The sequence below is a fragment of the Rhodococcus sp. C3V genome (assembly GCF_029269915.1).
Lineage (GTDB): Bacteria > Actinomycetota > Actinomycetes > Mycobacteriales > Mycobacteriaceae > Rhodococcus_F > Rhodococcus_F qingshengii.
In genome coordinates this window covers 194601-219452 of record NZ_JARJBE010000003.1, presented here as the reverse complement: position 1 = coordinate 219452, position 24852 = coordinate 194601, and the positions used below count along the sequence as shown (strand labels likewise).

Sequence of the window (24852 nt, the reverse complement as noted above, 5' to 3'; positions counted from 1 at the left end):
TTTCCTGATACCGTCTCCGAACGTGACCTGGAGCACTTCGAGCTCCCGAGTGTGATCGAAGAAACCCGACCAGAACGATTCGGCCGGAGAGGGGGATGGCGTGAGCACCGAAGCTACGACGACCGGGAATGGAACAACCGGGGAAACAACTGCTGTCTCCCCCGCCAAGACGAACATGTTCTCGAACCTGCTCTCCGAGATCGGACTGCTCTTCACCTTCACCGTTCGCGTGTGCGTTGCGGCGTTCACATCTCTTCGACACAAGCGCCTCGCCTGGCGTGAGGCGCTCGACCAGATGTGGTTTCTCGCCCACGTCACCTCGGTCGCGTCCGCTCTGGTGATGATTCCCCTCGGTGTCGGGGTAGCACTGCAGATCGGTGCGCTCGCAGATCAAATCGGCGCGGGTGCGTACAGCGGTGCCGTCGTCGCGTTCCTCATCATCGGACAGGCCGGCCCCCTGGTGTGCGCCCTGATCATCGCCGGTGTCGGCGGTTCCGCAATCTGCGCAGATTTGGGAGCGCGAACGATACGCGAGGAAATCGATGCACTCGAAGTGGTCGGTCTACCCGTGCTCGAACGCCTGGTCGTACCCCGGATGATCGCCATTGCCGTCGTCTGCCTCCTACTGAACTCGATAGTTCTCGTAATCGGTTTGGGCGCAAGCCTCTTCGTTCACGTCCTGATACTCGACGGCAACGCACAGAGTTTCCTGCGCAATCTCGTTCAATTCAGTCAACCCAGCGACTTCGTCGTCTCCGGCATCAAAGCCGTTGCCTTTGCTCTCATCTCGGGAATCGTGGCCTGCTACAAGGGCCTGACCGTCAAGCGCGGAGCTCAAGGCGTCGGCGACGCAGTCAACGAGACCGTCGTGCTCTCGTTTGTCCTCGTGTTTGTCGCCAACCTCGCAATTACTCAGTTCTACCCACTGTTCGTCTCGGTGAAAGGTGCCTATTGATGCACCTGCCCATCGCAATTCGTGCCAAGCGGGTCAGTTCGCGGACCGTCGACGGCCTGAGTCGACTCGGCGATCAGTTCACGTTCCACGCGCGTGTCATCACCTCGATTCCCGCAACCCTCAAGCGCTATTGGCGTGAAGTCGCCCGTCTCGTCGCCCAGGTGGCATTCGGTTCGGGCACCCTGCTCGCCGGAGGCGGCAGCGTCGTCGTGATCTTCGCGATCTCGTTCTTCGCCGGTTCCCAGATCGGACTCGAGGGCTACCGCGGACTCAACCTCGTCGGCCTCGCACCGCTGTCCGGCGTGATGTCCGCCATCGCGAATACTCGCGAGGTGGCACCACTCGTTGCCGCAATCACCCTGGCAGCCAAGGTCGGAACCGGATTCACCGCGCAGCTCGGAGCGATGCGGATCTCCGAGGAAATCGACGCGCTCGAAGTCATGGCGATTCCCTCGCTGCGGTACCTGGTCACCACCCGAATGATCGCGGCGCTCATCGCGGTGGTCCCGCTGTACCTGGTCGGCCTGTTTGCTTCGTACATGGCAACGGCGCTTGCGGTGATCCGGGTCAAAGGCCAGTCGGAGGGAACGTACGGCTACTACTTCAGTCTTTTCCTCTCTCCCAACGACATCTGGTTGTCCTTGATAAAAGTCATGGTGTTCGCGGTCGTCGTGACCCTCGTGCACTGCTACTACGGTTACACCGCGACGGGTGGACCCGAAGGCGTCGGACGAGCCGCCGGACGAGCGTTGCGCACCAGCATCGTCTTCCTTGCATTCACCGACGTCGCGATGACCATTGCGCTGTGGGGACTCAAACCTCACGTACCCGGGCTGACCGGATGATCGTCACGAATTCCAGCCGAATCACCCTGGCACTGCGGGGTTTACTCGCCGTGGTCATCCTGATCCTCGCCTACGTCTTCTTGTTCAGCAGAGGTACGGACTCCACCGGTTCCACACCGCAGGTCAGTGCTGTCGTCCCCGCCAGTGCCGGTGCGCTGCGAGTCGGATCCTCGGTACAGTACCGCGGCGTCGTCGTCGGCGCTGTGGCCGAGATCGAGCCGGGCACCACCGCTTCGACTGTCTCACTCGCGATCGACGAGGGAGCGTTCGAGGACATACCGTCGACAAGTCAGGTGCGACTGATGCCCCGCAACATCTTCGGTGACTTCTTCGTAGACTTGATTCAACCTGACGGACTCTCGCGTGGTCCTGCTCTCGTGCCGGGTACCGAATTGGTATCCGATCAGTCCGAAGTCGCGGTCCAGCTCTACCAATCGATCTCACGGATCTACTCGCTCGTTTCTTCCCTCGACCCCGCCGACATCAACGTCGCACTCACGGCAGTCTCGGACGCGTTGAGCGGCAAGGGAAACCAGATCGGCGAATCGCTCGATTCAGTCCACCAAGCGTTGGTCGGTGCGCAGCCCGTCATCGACGGACTCGGTGACGACCTCGACGACATAGCCACCCTCGCCGACAGTCTCTCGACGAGTGCGCCGGACATGCTCGCCGCATTCGAGAACTCCATCACCACATCCAAGACCGTCGTCGAGAAATCCGACGGGTTGGCGGGGCTTCTGCGTGCCGGCACCAGCACGGGAGCTGCTGCCACGAGTCTGATCGGTGACAATCGCGACCGCATGATCACCTTGGTCGACGACGCCGATTCCCTGACCGGCGCAATCACTTCGCGGCCGGACCACATCACCACCTTCTACAACGGCCTGCGCAATCTCACGATCAAGCTCCCGCCCGCGTTGGCGCATGGTCCGTGGCTCAGCACCGATCTACGGCTGTCCGTCACAGATCTGTATCCGTACGGAAAGACCGACTGCCCACAGTACGACGGAACCCGCGGACCCAACTGTCCTGCCGCCGCGACCGCGTTCGGCGGAACCGTCGGCCCGGTCGGCAGCCCTGCCGAACAGTCCCTGATCTCGGCTCTCACCCAGGGCGGTACAGCTTTGGACACTCTCGTGGCGGGGCCGGTATTTCGCGGCACGACGGTGGTGGGCGGATGAGCGTGAAGAAATCTCTGATCAGGTTCGGACTGTTTGCTGCACTGTCGATTCTCGCCACCGTGGTTGTGGTGAGCACCCTGATCAACCCAGTCTCCGGGTCGAGTTCGCAGTACCGGGCCGTCTTCGTCAATGCCTCCGGCCTGGTCACCGGCAGCGATGTTCAGATCGCCGGGGTGCGAGTAGGGCGCGTCGACAGCGTCGAGCTGGTGAACAACCAAGCCGTCGTCGGCTTCGAACTCGAATCTGCACAACGTATTCCGTCCGACGGTCGCGCTGTGGTGAGGTACGCAGACCTGTTGGGAGCGCGAACAATTTCGATCGAACCCGGACAGGCCGAACGCGCAACAGGCAACTACCTCTCCCCCGGGGCCACAATTCCCGTGGAACAGACTCAGCCGGCGATCGACCTCACCGACATCCTCGGCGGATTCCGTCCCCTGTTCGACGCACTTGACCCCGCAGAAGTCAACGAGCTTGCCGCACAGGTCGTCCAGGTATTCCAAGGACAAGGTTCCACCATCGAAAGCCTGCTGGAGCGCACTGTTGCCGTCACCGAGAACTTGACGTCCCGGGACGCGATCTTGGACCAACTACTGAACAACCTCGACCGGGTCCTTACCGTGACCACGACGAATCGACCCAACTTCGTCGAGATGATCAACACGCTCGACACACTGGTCGGCGGTTTGGCACAGGACCGCCAACAGATCTCGGCCGCAGTGGATTCCGCAGGCGCACTGACTTCTTCACTTCAGGACTTGGTGACGGGCGTGGAACCGGACTTGGCTGGCGCGCTGACTTCGATCGATCAGTCGGCTCGCGTCGTCGTCGACAATCGTGAGTCGCTGGCGACCGGTATCACCGCTTTCGATCAACTGTTCACCCAGTTGGGGATCGCGATGAGCTACGGAAGCTGGGCGAACATCTACATCTGCAACTTCCGGCTCAGCGCGCTGGACCAATCGGTGACCCTCGGCGGCCCCGAGCGTTCGGCGGTGTGCCGATGAACTGGCTCACCGTCAAGAACCCGGTCCGCAACGGAATCATCTGCATCCTCGTCGGAGTCGGTGTGGTTCTGGCCGCACTCGTTGTCCCTCAACTGATCTTGAAGGTCAAGACCAACGAGTACCACGCCGTCTTTGCCAACGCCACCGGGTTGACGCAGGACGATCCGGTCAACGTCGTGGGAGTCCCGAGCGGGGTGGTCACCTCGTTGGCGGTCAGCGGCAACTCGGTTGAAGTCACCTTTCGACTCGACGACGGCGTCACTCTCGGCGAAGACTCCCGTGCGGACATCAAGATCTCGACTCTGCTCGGCCGACGCTCGCTCGACGTCACTCCGAACGGATCGCGCTCGTTACCCGCAGGTTCGACCATCCCCATCGAGAACACGAGCGTTCCCTTCACTCTCGACGATCTCGGTCGAGGAGCACAATCCACGTCGGAAAACCTTGATCTGCAACAACTGCGAAACATGCTGACCGTGGTGTCCGACAACTCACCGGACGATCCCGAACTCATTCGCCGCTCACTCGAGGGAATCGACGCACTCTCCGGAGTAGTCAACGACAACGACGTTGCGCTCCGTTCCCTTCTCACCGGAGCGCAGCAGACGACCGCAACACTGATCGAGCAGAAGGACACTCTGGAAACCCTTCTGGGGAATGCGGATCTGGTGATGTCCACGATCGCCGACCGGCGAGATGTGCTGAATGCGCTTGTACAAGACCTCAATCAGTTGAGCACCACACTTGCCCAGTTCCTGGGCGACAACCAGGCTTTGGTCGACTCGGTCATGGGAGACATCCACGTGGTGACGGGAGTTCTGTCCGAGAACGAACAATCACTGACCACACTGCTCGACAACTTCGCCCCCAGCGTCCGCTACGTCACCAACGCGACCGGTAACGGCAACTGGCTCGACCTCAACTCGCCCTCCACCCTCATCCCGGACAATTGGTTGTGCGTCGTCGGGCTCGTTCAGGGGTGTCGATGACCACGACCGTCAAGAAACTCGCCGTGCTGGCAGCGATTGTGATCTGCGCGATCGGTGCCGTCCTGTTCGTCACGCGTGACGAACACAGACTCACTCTCACCGCCGAATTCACCTCGACCGACGCTATCTTCACCGGGAACACAGTGACGATTCTGGGAGTTCCCAGCGGGAGGGTCGAGAGCGTCACGCCGGAAGGGTCCCGGGTACGAGTGGCGCTGAGCCTGCCATCCGGAACACGTATACCCGCCGACGCGCAGGCCTGGGTCCTGTCTCCCTCGGTCATCAGTGACCGCACGATCGAACTCGGCCCCGGCTACGAGGACGGTGAGTTCCTCATCGACGGCGCGGTGATCCCTCTCGAACGCACTCACTCCCCGCTGACGTGGGACCAACTCACCGCATCGGTGAACGAATTGACGGTGGCGCTCGGCCCTGGCGCCGACGGCGGCGGGATCGGTGACCTCATCGGAGAAGGCGCCCACGCGTTGGACGGCAACGGGCAAGCATTCAACGATGCCGTTCGGTCCATCTCACAGGCCAGTTCGGTACTGGCGGGTGCAAGTCCCGACATCTCCGAACTGGTGAAGAACCTGAACACCCTCGTGCAGTTGATCGCGGACAACCAGACCAAGGTCGACTCCCTGTCGAACTCGGTGACAGTCACCGCCCGCACGTTCAGCGCCCAGCGAGAAGACATCAGCGGGGCGCTCGATTCCCTGACCACGTTGCTCGGACAGGTCTCAGCGCTACTCGCCGAACACGGCGAGGCGGTCACCGCCGATCTGGGTACGCTCGCACAGTTGGCCGGTGCAGTCGCGACCAAACAGGATCAACTGCGCGAGATCATCGAAACGGCACCAACGGGATTCGAGAACGTCGCCAACCTCGTCACCGAAGAAGGCCGAGCCAGAGCACGATTGAACGTCGCCACCGATCTCGCACAGTTCGACACGACGAGAGAACTGTGCGAGAAGATGCCGATACCGCTGTGCACAGGGCCGGGAATCGTCAATCCCATCGAATTTCCTTCGGCAGGCAGCTCCGACCTGGCACGCATCCTCGGTGGGGGTAACTGATGGCGTCGAACAAGTCCGTGGTGAGCGTTGTCGTGGCACTTGTCATCGCCGCGCCATTGACCGGCTGCAGTCTCAACTTCCAGCACCTCCCCCTCGGACGCGGTCTGCCAGGAGAGTCGTACCCGCTGAACATGGAATTCGTCGACGCGTCGTTACTTCCCGTCGGCGGCGAGGTGCGGATCGGCCAGGCATTGGTCGGCAGAGTCACGTCGATGAGCGCGCAAACCTTTGCAGCCGTGGTACATACCGAAATCGCGTCGGACATCGAACTACCTGTCGGCACCCGCGCTCGGATCGAACTGTCGACCCCGATCGGCGATGCGTTCGTCAACCTCGAAGTTCCGGTCGATCCAGCGGGCCCCATTCTCGAACCAGGTTCCACCATCGAGCGATCGGAGACCGTGCGCGGACCCGATGTCGCACAACTGCTCGGCGCCGTCGGAACTCTGTTGAACGGCAGTGGGTTGGCGCAGGTCAAGAACATCGTCAGTGAGGCTGATCAGATTCTCGACGGCAGGGAGGAGACGATCCGCGATCTGCTTGCACGCCTTGACACTTTTCTCGGAACACTTGACGACCGAAAGGAATCGATCAATTCGGCACTGGATTCACTGAACCGGCTCAGCGCTCTGATCGGAGACGAGAGCGCCACCATCGACGAAGGCTTGCGCACACTCACACCCGCATTGGGCGTGATCGCCGACCAACGACAACCGCTCCTCGATCTACTCGACGAAACCGATCGGCTCAGTACCGCAACCAATTCCGTACTCGACCAGTCGGCCGACCAGATTTCCGAGATCACCGGACGACTGTCACCCATCCTCGACCAGTTCTCGGCAATGGGGCCGACACTGGGTGAGACGATGGCCAACCTGGACAACGCAAGAGTGCTCCTCGAGCGTGCCAGCCCAGGCGATTACGTGAACATCGACCTCGACGTCGATGTCGAGGGCACCGTGACCGGAGTGCTCAACGAGATAATCCCGGGCGCCGCACCGCCACTGCCACCTCTGCCCGCCTCCGATCGGGAACTGCCGATCACGACACCCCTGCAAGGAGGAACGCGATGAAGAACCGAACCGTCTATTTCGAGATCGCCGCCTTTCTCCTCATCGCGGTGGTCAGCACGACGTACGTACTCCGGCAAGTCGGTGCCGGAGATCCGTTCACCGGAACCTTCTCGGTCATCGTCGAATTGGAGAACGCGGCCGGAATCGCTCCCGGTTCGGAAGTGGCCTATCGCGGAGTCACCGTCGGCGACGTCGAGTCGGTGGAGGTGGACTCTGCCCAGGACCTCGTCGTGATGACGTTGAGCATCGCCGCCGACAAACAGATCCCCAACGATTCGCATGTGGCCATCAGCCAGGACACCGCCGTTCCGGTATTGAAAGTTCAGTTGTCCTCGCAGACCGACGGCGGCCCGTATCTGGTTGAAGGTTCCGTCGTTCCGACTGAGCGCACTTCGATCCCGGTCGCGTTGGGAACCGTGATTGCGAATTTCAACGCTGCTGCCGACACCGTCGATCCGGCAGACCTGCGAACCCTCTCGCACGAACTCGGCGAGGGATTGAACGGATTGGGTCCGGATCTGCAGGCGCTCGTCGACAACTTCGACGTGCTCGCGCGCACTGTCCAATCCGATCAACCGCGTGTCAACACACTCGTCGAGAACTCGCGCTCACTGTTCACTGCGAACGAGGAAAATGTTGACGCTCTTCCCGAAGTTGCACTCACACTTCGCCAATTGACAGATCAGGTACGAAACTCCGATCCGCAACTGCGCACACTCCTCGATCGAAGCCCGAGTGTTCTCGACAATCAGATACTGCCTCTCATCGAACAGAGTCGTGAGCCGTTCAGTCTGCTGTTGGCCAATTCTCTCGTCTCCACTCAGATCGTCACTGCACGGATGCCCGCCGTCGATGCCTTGTTGGTGGTGGTGCCCAAAGGATTCGAGAAGTTCGGAAGTATCGTCAAAGATGGACGGGCACAGCTTGATCTGATCACAGCACTCGGACCGGTCTGTATCTACGACACGCCCCGGCGATCGGTACAGGACACCTCACCGACCACGCTCGACAAGAACCAACACTGCGCGGACCAGTCGGGCCGGATCCAGAATCGCGGATCGCAGAACGTCCCCACCGGAACTGGAACGATCGACGGGGTTGCTGAATACGATCCTGCCCTCGGAACGGTCGCAGCCGGTGACGGAACGTCGATTCGTCTGGGCCTCAACGGTGGTCAGAACACCGTTCTCGGTGACAACTCGTTTGCCGCACTACTAGTACAAGGAACGCAATGATCGAGACAACCGAACCCCAGACGCCCACAATCGTCGACAAGCCCAAGCGGCTTCGCAAGCAGACCGTAGCGATCGTTGCCGGCGCCCTGGTCGTGGTCGCGGCGCTCGGATGGGGCGCATTCGCGACCTGGCAGAAATCGGTCGACGAAAACGCGCGTACCAGCGCCCTGGACAGCGGACGGCAATTCGCCACTGATCTTGCGACGTACAACTTCCAGAACCTCGATCAGAATCTTTCCGTGGTCCGTGACAATTCTGTCGGCGAATTCGCCGGTCAGTACGCCCAGGTGGCAGCCAACCTGCAGAACATGATCGTGCAGTATCAGGCGACCTCGTCCGCTCAGATCATTTCAGCCGGGTTGGCGAGCAGTGATCGCGACAACGCCGAGGTGCTCGTGTTCCTCGATCAGACGATCACGAACACCAACTCCCCCGATCCGAGAATCGACCGCAACCGGATGCAACTTTCGCTGGTCCGCGAGGACGGCGAGTGGAAACTGAGTAACGTGCAGTTGTTGTGACTTCGTCGCGGCGTAGTATCTCCCCGAGCATTATCGAGCGATAGCTAGGGGACCACGTATGGCCACGAAAGATTCGGCGAAGGACGCCACAGCCAGTTGGCGACGGATCGAGCCGCTCGAGCTGACTCCTATCCTGGAAGCCGCCCTCGAAGGATTCTACGACAACGGGTTCCACGGTACTTCGATACGCGAGATCGCACGCCGCGTCGGCGTGACGATCCCCGCCCTCTACTACCACCACCAGAGCAAAGAAGGGATCCTCCTTGCTCTGCTGGAGATTTCGACCAGTGACGTCCTCGCTCGTGCCCACAGCGCGTACGCCGACGGCGGAGACGACCCTCGACAACAGCTCACCAACGTCGTCGAAGCGATCGTGCTTCGTATGACGACCCGCTCTCGGTTGGCAGCCCTCGAGGGGGAAGTGCGCTACCTCAGCCCCGAACACCGACAGCGATATCGTGTCGTACGCAAGGGCGTCGAAGAATTGGTGCTCGGCATAGTCACCGAGGGTTCGGAACGAGGTCTCTTCTCAGTAGCAGACGTGCCCGAGACCACCCGCGCACTTCTCGCGATGTGCCAGTCGATTCCGCGCTGGTATCACGCCGAGGGAGAACTCACCCCGGAAGAGGTAGCTCAGAAGTACGCCGTCATCGCACTGAATACGGTTGGATGCAAGCCCGGCCGCAAGCGTGCACGTTGATTCTCATACTGTCGAATATCGCGCCCGAAGTTCGCGCTTGAGGATCTTGCCCGTAGCACCCAACGGAAGTTCCGTGACTATCTCGATGGACTTGGGGCACTTGTAGCCGGCAAGTCGGCTTCGAACGAAACCTGAAATCGAGTCGGTATCGAGTTGATGCCCTGCAGCAGCAACTACGACGGCTTTGACCGCCTCGCCCCACAGTGGATCCTCCACTCCAATGACGGCAACTTGGGATACTCCCGGATAGTCGGCGATGACCGATTCGACTTCGATGGGATAGACGTTCTCTCCACCCGTGATGATCATGTCCTTCATCCGATCGGTGATGTAGACGTAGCCCTCGCTGTCGACCCGTCCCACGTCGCCGGTATGGAACCACCCGTCGGTATCTATCGCAGCGGCAGTCTCTTCCGGCCGTCGGTAGTAACCTTCGGTCGTTTGCGGAGACCTGACATAGATCTCGCCGGCCTCGCCGACCGCAACTTCCTCGCCTTCCGGTGACATCACCTTCAAGTCCACCCAGGGGTAGGGTTTTCCGACCGAGCGCAGCAGTCCGACCTTCTCGCCGTCCACCGCATGGTCACAAGAATCGAGTTGTGTTACTGCTCCATGCGTTTCGGTCAGCCCGTAGACCTGGAACAGGGGCTTGCGGAACGTCTCGAGAGCTCGCTTCAAGACCCATGGTGTGATCGGGGAGGAACCGTAAGCGATGGATCGGAGAGTTGCGAAATTGCGCTCTCGCGCGCCTGGTACGTCGACCAGCATCCCGATGACGGAAGGCACGAGAAAGGTATTGGTGATACTCATCCCTTCCAGTACTTCCAACAGACCGGCAGGTGTGAATTCTGGGAGAACGACGTTATGGGCGCCATTCGCAAGTCCCACGAGCGCCCAACCCAATCCACCGATGTGGAACAGGGGCATCGCACACAAGCTGACCGAGGATTCGTCGAATCCCCATGGCCCGCCGCTTCGCGTGCATGCCTCCAGGTTCCTGTTGGATGTGAGAACACCTTTGGGTTTTGCCGTCGTTCCGGATGTATACAGTTGCAGTACAACGTCGTCCAGGCTTCCGCGCCATCCCGGATCGACCGAACTTGCGCCTGCCGATCGCGCTTCGTAGTCGAACTCCTCGGAACCGTCGATCTTCACGACACGCAGCTTCGCCCCTTCCGATGCCTGCACCGCCGAGACCACACCCTCGAATTCACTGTGGAAGAACAACACACGAGCGTCCGCGTCGGCGAGCACCTCGGCAACCTCGGCGCCGGACAACCTCCAATTGATCGGGATTGCCACTGCCCCGATCTTCGCTGCCGCAAGTACGATCTCGACGACTTGAGTCGAGCCTCTGTCCACCACGGCCACCCTGGTTCCAGATCTACAACCCAGGTCGAGAAGAACGTTGGCCAGCCGACTGGTGCGGAGGTCGAGCTCGGCAAACGTCATCGACCCGTCTCGACCTGTCAACGCGAGGGCGTCTGGTCGTGCAGCAGCGTGGCGTCGAGACTCATCGGCAAGGCGATATTGCGAGCACATCGTGAAAAGCCCTTTCTGGATTGGACGTAACTTCCGGCCCGGGCGCGTGGACGACACCGGGCGCTATCAGAACCGACGAACTCTCGACGAGCTATTGCATCGCCTCGATGTGTTTCATCACGTCCGGGTACCGACGTAAGTGGGCACCGCCGTTGACATCGAGAACCTCGCCCGTGATCCACGAAGAAGCATCAGAAGCGAGGAAGAACACCGCTTCGGCAACGTCGCGTGGCAACCCATTACGTCCGAGCGGAGTGTTCTCGGTGAAGTCCGCCTGAATAGCCGGCACACCGGTGAGACCCTCGACAAGTGGCGTTTCGACAAGACCTGGCGAAACCGCGTTGACGCGTATCCCCCGGTCTCCGAGTTCGAGTGCCGCAACCTCGGTGAGCATGGCGAGGCCAGCTTTGGCGGAGCAGTATCCTGCAAAACCTGCAGCCGCCTGGCGTGCGTTCAATGAGGTAATGGAGACGATCGATCCACCGGCAGTCATGGCACGCGCCGCATGCTTGATCACGAAGAAACCTCCGGTGAGACAGATGTCAACGGTTCGCCGCCAACTTTGCGCCTCCAAATCCGTTATGTAGCCCGGCAGATTCACCCCGGCACAATTGACCGCGATATCCAGCCGACCATGCTGCGCCTGGGCCCCCTCGAATATCACCTTGACCGATTCTTCGTCGACGACGTCGACCCGGACTGCTTCAGCTCGCCCACCGAGTTCTACGGCGCGTTTCCGCCCGCCTTCGATGTCGATGTCGCCTATCACGACGCTCACACCTTCGGCAGCCAGCAATTGCGCTGTTGCCCAACCGATACCGGATGCTCCGCCGATCACGACGGCTACTGCACCTTCCATTCGCCCCGGCATCAGCGAGGAATGTTCTCGTAGTACGGGACAACGATTTCGTCAGTACTTGTGACGTCACCGAGCATCATCGTCGTGATGGGGTGGACTACGTGCGGGTCCACCTCGACGTTGATACATGCGGGAACTCCCGCGTCGAATGCGCGTTTCATAGCGTCGGCGATGGAGGCGACATCCTTAACACGCTCACCGTATCCACCAAAGGCCTCGGCGACCTTCTCGTATGCGCTGTCTGCGAGTTCGGATACGATAATTCCTTCGTCCCCGTACACCGCTTCCTGGCCGTGGATCGACATTCCCCACACTGCATTGTTGAATATCACTGTCACAACAGGTATTCCATGACGGGCCATTGTGTCGAATTCCTGGATGTGGAATCCTGCCGCGCCGTCACCGGTAATGAGCACAACGGGTGATTCCGGTCGTGCCCGATGTGCGCCGATTGCGAAACCGGGCCCCACACCCAGGCATCCGAGGTAGCCGAGCCTCAAGACACCACCAACCTCTTCGGTGGTAGTGAAGAACTCGCCCCACGACGGCGCCTCGGCACCGTCCATCACGAAAGTAGTACCGGGCGGGCAGGCTTCGACGATCGCGCGCGCTGCAAAGTACGGATGCGCCTTACCGCTTTCCGTCGCATCGTCATCGAAACCATGCCGGTGCGCATGTTTCGCACTGGTGGCGGCATCGACCCAGGCACTCCAATCGGGCCATTGACGTTGATCAGCAGCAGTTTTCAAAGCGACGAGCGCTTCTCGACAGTCGGCAAGTATCGGAACGTCCACGTCCTGCATACGCCCGATTTCGGACGCGTCGACGTCGATCTGGACCAACCGCGCACCGGGGAACAAGCTGGTGCGTCCGCCGGTGAACATCCCGGCTCGGGCACCGACAACGAATACCACGTCGGGGGTCGGATACCCAAGGGCAGGTAACGAGCCGATCGCCAACAGTCCGCCGCCGGCCAGTCGATGGCTTGCGGGTACCGCTCCATCGGACTTCCCGGGGTAGAACACCGGCACGTCCACCGTTTCCGCGAACGCCACCAGCGCCGCGCTCGCATGGGAGAAAGTGACGCCACCTCCGATCACAATGGCGGGGTTCGTCGCTTCACCGAGCAGATCGAGAGCGGCCTCGACCGCTGCAGCAGTCGGACCCGACCTCGCACTCACGGTGTAGTTCACCGGAAATCTCACGATGTCTTCGTCGGCTTCACCGAACATCACGTCGATCGGCACTTCGAGCAGCACCGGCCCCGGAATTCCGGTCGTCGCCTTACGAATTGCCAGAGCAACTATCTCGGGGACGCGTGCCGGATCGGTGATGCGGTATGCCCACTTGGTCACCGGAACAGCTGCGGCAATCTGATCGAAACCACCCTGAAGCGGATTCGTCTCGGTCTCACGCATCGGCGGAGCACCGACGACGAAGATAGTCGGCGTGCGATCGAGGAGTGCATTGGTCAGCGCGGTGTAGACATTCGTGAAGCCCGGGCCGGAGGTGACTACACAAACGCCGTAATTGCCCGTCACTCGCGCGTACGCATCCGCAGCGTGTCCCGCAGTGGCTTCGTGTCGGGTGTCGGTGAGCCGGATGCCGTGACGTCGACAGGCTACGAGGAAAGCATCCAAGTGCCCTCCGTGCAGGGTGAAGACCTCGGTTGTGCCCGCTTCAGCTAGTGCTCTGGCAAGTAATTCGCCACCGTTGACAATCATGTATTTCCTTCCGGAGTTTGCCGCTTGATTAACGATCGCTAAGTCATTCCACTGTATCGTGGGTCACAGTGCGACGCCAGAGTGGCATTATGCGAACACATGGCACGAAATTCCCCTCAAACCGATCGAATCGTCATGCTGACCGAACTGCTGGCATCCGACCCCACGGCGGGGCGGAGCCTCGCCGATATCGCACGACACCTCGGCGTCGCAAAGGCGACCTGCTACCCCATGGTCGTCGCTCTCGCCGAGGCCGGCTGGCTCGTCCGTCACCCGATCCGCAAGACCTACCAACTCGGCCCGGCGCTAGTCCCCATCGGCCAAGCCGCTTCCCGCGCAATCGATGTCGTCGATCTTTCACGCACCGTCATGCAAGAACTGGCCGACACATCCGAACTGGCCTGTCTCGGATTCATCCGATCCGGCGCCGACCTCGTTGTCGCCGAGGCAATTCAACCGATCTCCAAGCGCAGCGGAACTCTCGGCTTGCGCATCGGCGACAATGTGCTGATGGCACCTCCACTGGGTGCAGGCCTTGCCGCATGGTTCGACGAGAACGACCTCCACGAATGGTTTCTCCTCGGCAAGGAGGCATTGGACACGGAGGCCGCACTTCTACGGTCGGAGTACGAGCCAATCCTCACGGCCATTCGAGAGCGCGGGTTCGCCGTGGAATGCCTTCGCCAACAAGAACGTTCAATTTCCGACGCCGTCGCCGAGATGCGCGGCCCGGGAGTCGGCGGCCAGAGGGCAGCACTCGCACTGAGAGAAGCGCGACGTCTTCTGTCCGCGGATGTCGCGGTCGGAACACTCGACCTCGACGCCAATTATCAATTGCTGTCCGCCAATGCCGTCGCCTTCGCCCAGGACTCGACACCGGCGCTGATCCTCTGCTTGGTCGATGCCCCGTCCTCACTGACCGGGGAGCGGATCGCCGCACTGGGCAAACTTGTGCGTGAAGCCGCCGATCAGGTCACCACTCTCATGCACGGCCGGACACCTCGACCATTGACATCCACAGGCGGAGCAACATAGCTTGTGAGTCAAATGACTTATATAACGATCGCTAAGTCAATGAGTGTGGCGGTTTGCCTACGTCCACGTGAGCGCCCCGATCCCCGCACACCCACCCACCGCAAGGAGCCTGCATGATTCTCACTCACTCCGCCCTTTACATAGACGGAACCTGGCAATCACCGACGACTTCGGACGCCATCTCGGTACACTCGGCCAGCACAGAAGAGAAGATCGGCAGCGTGCCGGGCAGCGCACCAAACGACGTCGATTCTGCCGTCGCGGCGGCGGGCCGGGCCTTCCGGACGTGGTCGCGACTCGAGCCTGCCGACCGAGCCGACGCCTTGGATCAATTTGCCGCAGCCTTGGGGCGTCGCGCCGACCTCACAGCCCGATTGGTCAGCCAGCAGAACGGAATGCCCGTATCGATCTCCACTGTCGCTGAAGGACAGGGACCTTCAGGGCTTTTGAGCTATTACGCCGCGCTTGCCCGCACGACCGAGCTCGAAGAACCCCGTCACGCGCTGGCCGGAACGGGAACCACCATCGTTCGGAAAGAACCGATCGGTGTTGTTGCCGCGATTGCACCGTGGAACTTCCCATCTCTTCTCGCAATGATGAAAATCGCCCCCGCGCTCGCATCGGGATGCACTGTCGTACTGAAGCCGTCACCCGAGACCTTGCTCGACGCGTTCGTCCTGGCGGAGGCCGCAATGGAGGCCGGTCTTCCTGCCGGTGTTCTCAACATCATCACCGGCGGACCCGAAATCGGCAAATACCTCGTCGCTCATCCGGGTGTACACAAGGTCGCGTTCACTGGCTCTACACCGGCAGGCCGACACATCGGAGCAACCTGCGGACAACTTCTGCGTCCGGTATCGCTCGAACTCGGCGGCAAGTCCGCCGCAGTCATTCTCGACGATGCGGACCTCGACGCGACGATGGCAGGTTTGGCGACGGCATCGTTGATCAACACCGGGCAAACCTGCTACGCCTCGACAAGAATTCTCGCTCCCGTCGGACGCTACGAGGAAGTGCTCGATGCCGTCACCGCAATGGTCGAGTCGCTGCCGGTGGGCGACCCGTTGGATCCCACCACCTTTATCGGCCCTCTCGTGAGCGCCGGGCAGCGCGAACGTGTCGAGTCCTTCATCGCCGCAGGCACTGCGGAAGGCGCACGGATCACGACCGGCGGATCACGACCGCGCACACTCGAACGCGGATGGTTCCTGGAGCCAACCGTTTTCGGTAACGTCTCCGCAAACCACACGATTGCAACCGAAGAGATCTTCGGCCCCGTACTCTCTGTCATTCCATACACCGACGAGGCACAGGCCATCGCAATCGCCAACGATTCCGAGTACGGCCTCGGTGGAACCGTGTGGACTGCCGACTTCGACCGCGGGATGGAAATAGCCCGCTCAGTCGATACCGGTTCGTTCGGGATCAACGGCTACACACTCGATTTCGGGGCACCGTTCGGAGGCACCAAGGCCAGCGGCATCGGTCGCGAGCTTGGACCGGAAGGCCTGGCCGCATACTTCCAGACCAAATCGATCTTCACCACGGCCTGATTCGTCACCTGCGCCATCAATGGCCGGAAATCGTCGAGCACATGATGATTGCACACTTACTTAACGATCGTTAAGCTAAGTTGAATGCAATAACCGCGACAGAAGATCAAGGAAGTATCCAGTGGCCGTGCGATCCAGTGACCAGTACCGAAAAGGGCTCAGCGACGATCGCCGAGTCTTCTACCGAGGCAAGAAGATTTCCGATGTCTACGCCGAACCCGAACTGACTCTCGCAGTAGATCATTCAGCACTGTGCTACGACATCGCCGACGATCGACCCGACCTCGCGGTCACCGATGTCGACGGCGACCCAGTCAGCGCGTTCTACGTGGCGCCGACATCTGCGGACGATCTGATTCGTCGCGGCGCCCTGATCGAGGAAGTATCGCGGCGCGGCGGCGGAACCATCGTCCTCAAAGAGGTGGGCAGCGATGCGCTGTTCGCCCTTCTTCGTGCAACCAGCGGTGAAGGTCTCGAGAATGCGCGCGCTTTCTACAAGCGGGTCTGCGACGGCGATCTCGCACTCGCCGTCGCGCAAACCGACGTCAAGGGTGACCGGTCACTTGGACCGCGCCAACAGGCAGACCCAGACCTCTACCTGCACATCGTCGACGAGGACGCCGACTCCATCACCGTGCGCGGCGCGAAGTGCCACACTTCGTTCTCGGCGAACGCCGACGAGTTGATCGTGCTGCCCACCCGCGCAATGGGCCCCGAAGACGCCGACTACGCAGTGTCCTTCGCCATCCCGATCGACACACCAGGTCTCGAGCTGTACGTCTCTCCCTACGCAGCCGGAGAACGCAACTCCTTCGAATTTCCGATCTCCACGAAACACAAACTCCTCGAATCGCTCACCGTCTTCAACGATGTCCGAGTACCGAAAAATCGAGTCTTCCTCAACCGTCAACCCGAACTTGCCGGACCACTCGCGTTGGCGTTTGTCGATTACCACCGTTTCACCGCCATCAACTACAAGTTGCCCCTACTCGACATCATGGTCGGAGCAGCTTCACTGATCGCCGAGGCCAACGGCATCAACAAGGCAGGCCATGTGAAGGGCAAGATCACCGAACTGATCACCTGGAGCGAGACCGTGCGCGGACTGGCTCAACTCGCCGCCGTTCGATCAAAGCCAGGAGCACACGGTGTCAGGCAACCAGATCCGCTTGCCGTCAACATGGCCAAATACCACTTCGCACATGGATTCCACAACGCGGTCGCCATCCTCACCGATCTCTCAGGTGGCCTCCTCGCCACCGGCCCCGGCGGTGAAGACTGGGAGAATCCCGAAATTCGTGTAGTTCTCGAAAAATACTACGCTGCAGCAGTTCCTGCCGAAAAGCGTCTCCGTCTACTCAACTTCATTGCGGATCTGACCGCCCGCGACTACGGCGGATATCAGTCAGTCCTGGCCACGCACGCAGAAGGATCACTCGAGGCCGAGAAACTGCAGATCTCACGCTCCTTCGATCCGACGAGGGCACGCGAATACGTCAGTGACCTCGCCGGAATATCCCACCTCTGACCATTCGTCCCGAGAGAACAACAAGGATTTTCATGATCTCGACAGCATTCACGGAAACGTTCGGCGTTCGCCACCCCATCGTCCAAGGTGGAATGCAGTGGGTCGGCAGAGCAGAACTCGTCGCAGCCGTTGCCAATGCCGGCGCATTGGGATTCATCACTGCACTCACGCAGCCGACGCCGGCCGACCTGGCGAACGAAATCGCCCGATGCCGCGACCTGACCGACCAACCGTTCGGCGTCAACCTCACAATTCTGCCGTCGATCACGTCACCGCCGTACGACGAGTACCGCCAGGTGATCGTCGACTCAGGCGTGAAGATCGTCGAGACCGCAGGTTCCAATCCCGGTCCTCACCTGCCGATCTTCCATGACGCCGGAATCAAAGTGCTCCACAAGTGCACAACAGTCCGGCATGCGGTCAAAGCACAGGATCTCGGTGTCGATGGAATCAGTATCGACGGATTCGAGTGCGCCGGCCATCCAGGGGAAGACGATGTCGCAGGCTTGGTCTTGATTCCAGCTGCCGCAGAAAAGATTTCGATACCCATGATCGCTTCCGGCGGCTTCGCCGATGCACGTGGTCTGGTCGCCGCGCTGGCGCTCGGAGCAGACGGCATCAACATGGGTACGCGATTCATGTGCACCACCGAGTCTCCGATCCACCAGAACATCAAAGAAGCCATCGTCGCTGCAGACGAAACACAGACCGAACTGATCTTCCGACCACTCCGCAATACTGCACGCGTGGCAAGCAACATCGTCAGCCGAGAGGTTGTCGACATACTCTCCCGCGGCGGACAATTCGAGGATGTGCGCGACCTGGTAGCAGGAGCGCGTGGGCGAAGCGTATACGAAACCGGCAATCCCGACGCCGGTATCTGGACGGTCGGCACATCACAGGGGCTGATCCACGACATCCCCACCGTCGACGAGTTGGTCCAGCGCATGGTGTCCGAAGCAGAGGCCATCATCGGGGCACGCTTGCGTTCGTTGACCGAACGCGTTTCCGTCTAGGACAGGAGAGCAACCCATGCGTCGAACACTGTTCACAGCCGACCACGAGGCCTACCGAGAGACTGTGCGCGAGTTCATTGCCCGCGAGATCACGCCTCACTACGACAGCTGGGAAGAAGCCAGGCTCGTCGACCGATCAGCGTGGCTCGCGGCCGGCAAGATGGGTATTGTCGGCCTGGCCGTCCCCGAACAATACGGAGGCTCGGGTGAACTCGACTACCGGTACCGGTACGTGGTCGCCGAAGAGATCGCCCGTACCGGCACCACCTCGTTCGGCGCCGGACTAGGCCTTCAGGACGACATCGTCATTCCGTACATCGCCGACCTCGGCACAGACGAGCAGAAAGCACGTTGGCTACCTGGTATGGCTGCCGGTGAACTCATCTGCGCCATCGCGATGACCGAACCGGGTACCGGCAGTGATCTGCAAGGCATCAAGACCTCCGCTGTTCGAGATGGCGACGACTGGATCTTGAACGGACAGAAGACGTTCATCACCAGCGGAATTCACGCCGACATCGTCATCGTTGCGGCCCGCACCGATCGCAAAGCGGGGTCGCGGGGATTCAGCCTCCTCGTGGTCGAACGTGGGATGGACGGATTCACCCGCGGTCGCAAACTCCACAAGGTGGGGTTGGCGGGTCAAGACACAGCCGAGTTGTCGTTCGACAACGTAAGAGTCCCGGCAAGCAACCTCCTGGGCGAGGAGGGCGGAGGCCTCATTCATCTCATGGAGCGTCTTCCCCGTGAGCGTCTGTCGATCGCCGCGGGCGCAATCAGTTCCGCGCGTGCGGCCTACGAATGGACCAAAGACTACGCGTTCGACCGCACCGCCTTCGGCAAGCCGATCGGCGACTTCCAGAACACTCGATTCGCCCTCGCCGAGATGCTGACCGAGATCGACGTGACACAGGCATACGTCGACAACGCCGTCCTGGCCATCAACGACGACCAACTGTCAGCAGTCGAAGCGGCACAGGCGAAGTGGTGGGCCAGCGAACTTCAGAAGCGCGTCGTGGATCGTTGCGTACAACTACACGGTGGATACGGCTACATGATGGAGTACCCGATCGCCCGGGCCTACGTAGACAGCCGAATCCAGACCATCTACGGCGGAACCACCGAAATCATGAAGGAGATAATCGGTCGCGACATCGCAAAGAGTTGATCAGCACCGAGAACGACCGTGGTCCCGAACATCCTGTGTTCGGGACCACGGTCGTTGTAAGCGCCGTTCTCGCTTCGTCTATCCGAAGACTGCTGCGCGCTTTTCCTGAAACGCCGCAACACCTTCGGCAAAATCACCACTACCCAACAGGTCGATCTGGCCTACGCGCTCGCGTGTGAACGCATCACCGAGTTCGGTGAGCGTAGCGTCGTTGATCGCCTTCTTGGTAAACCGAAAAGCAGGGGACGACCCGGCGACCAATCGGTGGGTCAGGTCTGCCAATTCCACCGCGAAGGCGTCGTCCTCGCACACGTGTGAGACCAGGCCGCAGTCGAAAGCATCTCGAGCGGATAATCTTTCGGCCAGCAGCGCCATGCGCATCGCGCGCGCGCGACCGATCGACGCTGCCACCAGTGCGGTAGCTCCACCGTCCGGCATCAATCCCACCTTGGTGAACGCGAGCAGAAAGTAACTCGACTCCGCCGCGAGCACGAGGTCGCACGCCAAAGCCAGCGAAACACCCACACCTGCGGCAGGGCCTCGTACCGCAGCGACCACCGGAAACGGAAACTCTCGAATGGTCTGCACCAAGGCATTGGCGGCATCGATCGTGTCCGCCGACGGCGGACCGGACAACGTCACGTCCGCGAGGTCCGCGCCCGTGCAAAAGGCCTTGCCCTCTCCTTCGAGAACCGCCACCCGCACGTCCGAGGATTGTGCGTGCTCGACGAAGATCGTGGCAAGTCTCTCCAGGGTTTCGGTAGTCAACGCGTTCATTCGCGCTGGCCTGTTGACAACTATGCGGAGCACCCCGCCGTCTTGGCTCGCGTAGACATCCGGTCGCGTTTCGGTCATTGAAATTCCTTGTCAGTCAGACTCGATCGAGTTGTGCTACAAAAGTTGATCTTCGCGATCCATCGACGATGAGTAGGGGGGCAACGTAAGAACGATCGAGAGAGGCTGTCGCGACATTCCTCACCTGTACTTCTTCCCTCAGCCGCCCAGCCAATCCTTCGTCACGACGGTGGTGTCGGCCCCGGGTGGCCGAGCACCTGACGGCTGCGCAGTCCTGGAACGGGAGAACCGCGGCGCGGGTGCCGCCTGCACTATTCCGTCGGCCTCGACAAGAGTTCCCCGCTGGGCAAGATGCGGGTGCAGCGCGGCTTCGGCGGGACTCAGGACAGGAGCAACACAAGCGTCCGTCGATTCGAACAACGCTGCCCAGGCGTCTCGCGTGCGCGACGAAAACGCCTCCGTGAACCGTTCTCGGATTGTGGGCCAACCCCTTCGATCCATCTGTTCAGGCAACGATTCCGGCGCGATATCCAGGCCTTGGAGGAGCGCCGCGTAGAACTGCGGTTCGAGGGCACCGACTGCTACGAACTTGCCGTCCGAACATTCGTAGGTGTCGTAGAACGGCGTGGAACCGTCCAGGAGGTTGGTTGCACGTGAGTCACTCCACTGTCCGCTCCCTCGCAACGACCACATCATCTGCGCCAACACCGAAGTTCCGTCGACAATTGCGGCATCGACCACTTGTCCTTTGCCCGAACTCTCTCGCTCGTACAAGGCAGAGACGATTCCGAGGATCAAGAACATGGAGCCACCGCCGAAGTCCCCGACGAGGTTCAGCGGAACCGTGGGTTTCTCGGCCGGACCGATGGCGTGCAGGACTCCGGTCAGCGCCAGGTAAGTAATGTCATGCCCCGCCCGCTGCGCGAGTGGGCCGTCTTGGCCCCATCCGGTCATACGTGCGTAGATCAGCCGGTTGTTGAGTTTCGGTGCACACGTCGGGACCGAAACCCAGCCGCTCGGTCACACCGGGCCGAAAACCTTCCAGGAGCACATCGGCTTTCGAGACGAGGGCTCTCACCAGGTCTCGGCCTGACTCGGTCTTGAGGTCGGCTTCCACCGACCGTCTCCCCCGCAAAAGTTGGTCCTGCTCCCGTGGCGAGATCTCGAGTCCACCAGACGGACGCTCGACTCGAACTACGTCCGCTCCGAGATCTGCAAGCATCATCGCAGCGTGTGGCCCCGGCCCCAACCCGGCGAGTTCCAGCACTCGAACACCGTGCATCGGGCCGCTCATCCGACGGATACCTCCCCTGAATAGTGTTCGCGCAGTTTCCCTTTGACCAGTTTTCCGGTCGGAGTTCGAGGTAGATCCGCACTGAACACGAGTCGCCTCGGCAACTTGTACTTGGCGATCTGTCCGCGCAAATGAGAAAGCAGTTCGTCGCGAAGCGCATCGCCGGCTTCGGCTTCGGGGACTGGCTCGACGACAGCCATCACTATCTCCCCCATCTCGTCGTCGGGCAACCCGATCACCGCCGCGTCCAATACCGAGGAATGCTCGATCAGCACGTTCTCGATCTCCTGCGGGTATATGTTCACACCACCCGAGATGATCATGAAGGACTTACGGTCGGTCAGAAACAGATAACCCTCCTCATCCATGAAGCCGACATCACCCGTAGTCGTCCAGGTCGGGTGGGCGGGATGCTGTGCTTCCTTGGTCTTTTCGGGCGCATTGTGATAATTGAAGGGCAATTCGTCACGTTCGAAGTACAGCGTACCCACCTCGCCGGAGGGTAGATCTTCGCCGTTCTCCCCACATACGTGGAGCACTCCCAGTGCGGCTCGCCCCACTGTGCCCGGCTTTCGCAGCCACTCGTCCGAGTGAACAATGGTCATGCCGTTGAGTTCCGTCGAGGAGTAATATTCGTCCAGAATCGTTCCCCACCAATCGATCATCTTTCGCTTCACATCGACAGGGCACGGTGCGGCTGCGTGGACGGCAAGTCGCAGAGACGATATGTCGTAACGGTCTCGGGTTTCCTGTGGCAGTTTGAGCATGCGCACGAACATTGTCGGCACCCACTGGCTGTACGTGACGCGATAACGCTCGATGTATTCCAGGGCCTTTTCCGGATCGAACCGATTCATCATCACTACGGTGCCACCCAGCGCCTGGACCGACGCGCACGTCCGGAGCGGAGCGGCATGATAGAGCGGCGCCGGGGACAGATAGATGTCGTCTTCGGTTACACCCCAAACACTTTGGTTCATTGTCGTCATCTGATCGCCGGGATCCTGTATCCGGCGATTCGGTAGAGCCGGTTTGATGCCCTTGGGACGGCCGGTTGTTCCCGACGAGTACAACATGTCGGCGCCGCGCGGTTGATCCGGGAGCGGTATGTCCGACTCCATGTCAGCCGCCTTGTCGAGGGAGTCGTATCCGTCTAGTTGACCGCCGAAGGAAAGCCTGGTCACCTGCCGGGGAACGAGTTCGGACAGCGTCTCTGCCAGCTCGCCCAGAGCAGCATCGACGATGACTACCTTTGCCTCGCAGTCCTCAACGATGTATGCACCTTCCGGAGCGGTCAGGTGCCAGTTGACCATCGTCAGGTAGACACCGGATCGCATAGCCGCCCAGTAGATGTCGAAGACCTGAACGTTATTGGTGGCGAGCACGGCCAGGTTGTCGCCTCGCCGCAACCCGAGTCCGTGGAGCACTCGCGCAATCCGAATCGAATTCGATTCCAATTGCGCGAACGTCACCGCTTCACCGGTCTCGGCAACGATTACCGCGGCCTTATCCGGGTTTGTCGCAACATACGCTCCGGGATACATGGTTTACTCCAAGGTTCGTTCGCTAAGGTCGTTTGTTCACAAAGTTGTTCGTGTAGAGATCATTCGAGAGACAGCGCGACTTTTCCTACCGCCGTACGCTCACGCAACGACTTCAATGCATCGGCGGCACGCGCCAAGGGGTTGAGGGTGGGCTCGGGCACCCTCAGAGCTCCCGACTCGAGCAGGGGGTAGAGCTCCTGCCATTGACGCGCCAGATACTTGGGATCAGTTTTCAGATATTCACCCCATCCTGCACCGGTAACCGAAATATTCTTCAGGAGAAGTCGATTGACTTTGACCGTGGGAATATCACCGCCGGTGAATCCCAAAACGACCAGGCGCCCGTTCGGCGCAAGGCTGCGCAGACTGTCGGTGAAGCGGTCACCACCGACCGGATCGAGAATGATGTCGACACCGCGCCCATTCGTAATCCCTTGGACGCGTTCCTTCCACCCGTCGACCGACACGACGTGCGTTGCCCCGGACTCCGCGGCGATTTTCTCCTTCTCGCCTGTACTCACGACAGCGACGGTCTCCAGACCGAGCGCTGACGCGACATGCAACGCGGCCGTACCCAATCCACCGGCCGCGCCGTGAATCAGGACGGTCTCGCCGGCACGGTATCGCGCGCGTTCGTCGAGCGCGAAATGCGCAGTCAGATAATTCAGGAGAAATCCCGAGCCGGCCGAGAGCGAGACCGCATCAGGCAGAGCAAAGACATTGGACGGCGCGACCGCAACGGTCTGCTGCCACGCACCTTCCCCGGCCGTAAGCACGGCCACGCGCCGCCCGGGTGTGAAGCCGGACCCGGGTGGCGCGCTCCGAACGGTACCGGCGCCCTCAACCCCTAGCGCGCAGGGTAATTCGCGCACCGTTTGGTAGCTGCCCGTGGTCTGGAGAAGATCGGGGAAACTCACTCCGGCGGTGTGCAGATCAATTACCACCAGTGCTGGATCGACAGGTTCGTCGACATCGACCAACGACAGACCTCCGGGCCCCGTCGCCTCCACCAAGTGGACTGCTTTCATTCAAACTCCTCGGACTGGTCCCGGCGACTTCGTTGACAAACGGAATCCGCCGTAGCAACAGTTTAACGATCGTTAAGTAGGACTCTACGGCGACAGGCAGACCATGGCAATGGCGTCTGCCCGCGGGACGCCCCCGGGCCGTCGTCCTCGACGATGTTCGCGAAGCCACACTGGCAGGGAGCGG

At 60.7% G+C, this 24852-nt stretch carries 21 protein-coding genes and 1 pseudogene; 15 read left to right on the top strand and 7 right to left on the bottom strand.

Features of this window, described 5'->3' with window-relative positions; genetic code table 11:
* Positions 1 to 100 precede the first annotated feature (100 nt).
* The 10 genes from P3G66_RS09960 to P3G66_RS09915 are packed head-to-tail and all read left to right on the top strand — an operon-like array spanning position 101 to position 9582.
* The gene (locus P3G66_RS09960; protein WP_276116489.1) at positions 101 to 955 is read left to right on the top strand and encodes an ABC transporter permease; all 855 of its coding nucleotides are present in this window, start codon (positions 101 to 103) and stop codon (positions 953 to 955) included.
* Entirely contained in the window at positions 955 to 1800 is an 846-nt protein-coding gene (locus P3G66_RS09955; protein ID WP_003945610.1) for an ABC transporter permease, read from the top strand. Before P3G66_RS09960 ends, P3G66_RS09955 begins: the two co-directional genes overlap by 1 nt.
* On the top strand, positions 1797 to 2981 hold the full coding sequence (locus tag P3G66_RS09950) for an MCE family protein (RefSeq protein ID WP_003945917.1): 1185 nt from the start codon (positions 1797 to 1799) through the stop codon (positions 2979 to 2981). The genes P3G66_RS09955 and P3G66_RS09950 overlap by 4 nt, the downstream gene beginning before the upstream one ends.
* On the top strand, positions 2978 to 3988 hold the full coding sequence (locus P3G66_RS09945; protein WP_050656749.1) for an MlaD family protein: 1011 nt from the start codon (positions 2978 to 2980) through the stop codon (positions 3986 to 3988). The genes P3G66_RS09950 and P3G66_RS09945 overlap by 4 nt, the downstream gene beginning before the upstream one ends.
* Positions 3985 to 4977: an MCE family protein gene (locus P3G66_RS09940; protein ID WP_276116488.1), complete on the top strand. Its 993-nt coding sequence runs from the start codon at positions 3985 to 3987 to the stop codon at positions 4975 to 4977. Before P3G66_RS09945 ends, P3G66_RS09940 begins: the two co-directional genes overlap by 4 nt.
* Positions 4974 to 6053 (top strand): MCE family protein, encoded by a 1080-nt coding sequence (locus tag P3G66_RS09935; RefSeq protein ID WP_276116487.1) that lies wholly within the window; start codon positions 4974 to 4976, stop codon positions 6051 to 6053. The genes P3G66_RS09940 and P3G66_RS09935 overlap by 4 nt, the downstream gene beginning before the upstream one ends.
* A complete protein-coding gene (locus P3G66_RS09930) occupies positions 6053 to 7126 on the top strand; it encodes an MCE family protein (RefSeq protein ID WP_276116486.1) in 1074 nt (357 codons plus the stop codon). Before P3G66_RS09935 ends, P3G66_RS09930 begins: the two co-directional genes overlap by 1 nt.
* A complete protein-coding gene (locus tag P3G66_RS09925; RefSeq protein WP_042923604.1) occupies positions 7123 to 8361 on the top strand; it encodes an MlaD family protein in 1239 nt (412 codons plus the stop codon). Before P3G66_RS09930 ends, P3G66_RS09925 begins: the two co-directional genes overlap by 4 nt.
* On the top strand, positions 8358 to 8882 hold the full coding sequence (locus P3G66_RS09920) for a hypothetical protein (protein ID WP_158171008.1): 525 nt from the start codon (positions 8358 to 8360) through the stop codon (positions 8880 to 8882). Before P3G66_RS09925 ends, P3G66_RS09920 begins: the two co-directional genes overlap by 4 nt.
* 58 nt (positions 8883 to 8940) lie before the next feature.
* Positions 8941 to 9582: a TetR/AcrR family transcriptional regulator gene (locus P3G66_RS09915; RefSeq protein ID WP_042451878.1), complete on the top strand. Its 642-nt coding sequence runs from the start codon at positions 8941 to 8943 to the stop codon at positions 9580 to 9582.
* Between the two features lie 3 nt (positions 9583 to 9585).
* Here P3G66_RS09915 and P3G66_RS09910 read toward each other — a convergent pair whose 3' ends face one another.
* From P3G66_RS09910 to P3G66_RS09900, 3 genes are all read right to left on the bottom strand, one after another.
* Entirely contained in the window at positions 9586 to 11124 is a 1539-nt protein-coding gene (locus P3G66_RS09910; protein ID WP_276116484.1) for a long-chain-fatty-acid--CoA ligase, read from the bottom strand.
* 91 nt (positions 11125 to 11215) lie between these two features.
* Positions 11216 to 11995 carry an SDR family oxidoreductase gene (locus P3G66_RS09905; protein WP_064443083.1) on the bottom strand — a complete coding sequence of 260 codons (780 nt, stop codon included), beginning with the start codon at positions 11993 to 11995 and terminating at the stop codon, positions 11216 to 11218.
* Positions 11995 to 13707 (bottom strand): thiamine pyrophosphate-binding protein, encoded by a 1713-nt coding sequence (locus P3G66_RS09900; protein WP_276116483.1) that lies wholly within the window; start codon positions 13705 to 13707, stop codon positions 11995 to 11997. The genes P3G66_RS09905 and P3G66_RS09900 overlap by 1 nt, the downstream gene beginning before the upstream one ends.
* 99 nt (positions 13708 to 13806) lie before the next feature.
* Between P3G66_RS09900 and P3G66_RS09895 the strand changes: the two genes are divergently transcribed.
* The 5 genes from P3G66_RS09895 to P3G66_RS09875 all read left to right on the top strand — a co-directional run bounded on the left by P3G66_RS09895 (position 13807) and on the right by P3G66_RS09875 (position 20007).
* Positions 13807 to 14742, top strand: coding sequence for a helix-turn-helix domain-containing protein (locus P3G66_RS09895; protein ID WP_276116482.1), 936 nt, complete (start codon positions 13807 to 13809; stop codon positions 14740 to 14742).
* 113 nt (positions 14743 to 14855) lie between these two features.
* Entirely contained in the window at positions 14856 to 16295 is a 1440-nt protein-coding gene (locus tag P3G66_RS09890; RefSeq protein ID WP_064111555.1) for an aldehyde dehydrogenase, read from the top strand.
* Between the two features lie 127 nt (positions 16296 to 16422).
* Positions 16423 to 17823 (top strand): 4-hydroxyphenylacetate 3-hydroxylase N-terminal domain-containing protein, encoded by a 1401-nt coding sequence (locus P3G66_RS09885; RefSeq protein WP_269616055.1) that lies wholly within the window; start codon positions 16423 to 16425, stop codon positions 17821 to 17823.
* A gap of 32 nt (positions 17824 to 17855) precedes the next feature.
* On the top strand, positions 17856 to 18839 hold the full coding sequence (locus tag P3G66_RS09880; protein WP_276116480.1) for a nitronate monooxygenase family protein: 984 nt from the start codon (positions 17856 to 17858) through the stop codon (positions 18837 to 18839).
* Positions 18840 to 18855: 16 nt separating this feature from the next.
* Entirely contained in the window at positions 18856 to 20007 is a 1152-nt protein-coding gene (locus P3G66_RS09875) for an acyl-CoA dehydrogenase family protein (RefSeq protein WP_042451894.1), read from the top strand.
* 78 nt (positions 20008 to 20085) lie between these two features.
* Here P3G66_RS09875 and P3G66_RS09870 read toward each other — a convergent pair whose 3' ends face one another.
* The 4 genes and pseudogenes from P3G66_RS09870 to P3G66_RS09855 form a co-directional block, all read right to left on the bottom strand.
* Positions 20086 to 20862 carry an enoyl-CoA hydratase gene (locus P3G66_RS09870; protein WP_042451896.1) on the bottom strand — a complete coding sequence of 259 codons (777 nt, stop codon included), beginning with the start codon at positions 20860 to 20862 and terminating at the stop codon, positions 20086 to 20088.
* Between the two features lie 138 nt (positions 20863 to 21000).
* Positions 21001 to 22096: pseudogene (locus tag P3G66_RS09865) on the bottom strand (CaiB/BaiF CoA-transferase family protein).
* The gene (locus tag P3G66_RS09860; RefSeq protein ID WP_162113932.1) at positions 22093 to 23640 is read right to left on the bottom strand and encodes an acyl-CoA synthetase; all 1548 of its coding nucleotides are present in this window, start codon (positions 23638 to 23640) and stop codon (positions 22093 to 22095) included. The pseudogene P3G66_RS09865 and the gene P3G66_RS09860 overlap by 4 nt, the downstream one beginning before the upstream one ends.
* Before the next feature lie 59 nt (positions 23641 to 23699).
* Positions 23700 to 24668: an NADPH:quinone oxidoreductase family protein gene (locus tag P3G66_RS09855; protein ID WP_276116479.1), complete on the bottom strand. Its 969-nt coding sequence runs from the start codon at positions 24666 to 24668 to the stop codon at positions 23700 to 23702.
* Positions 24669 to 24852: the final 184 nt, after the last annotated feature.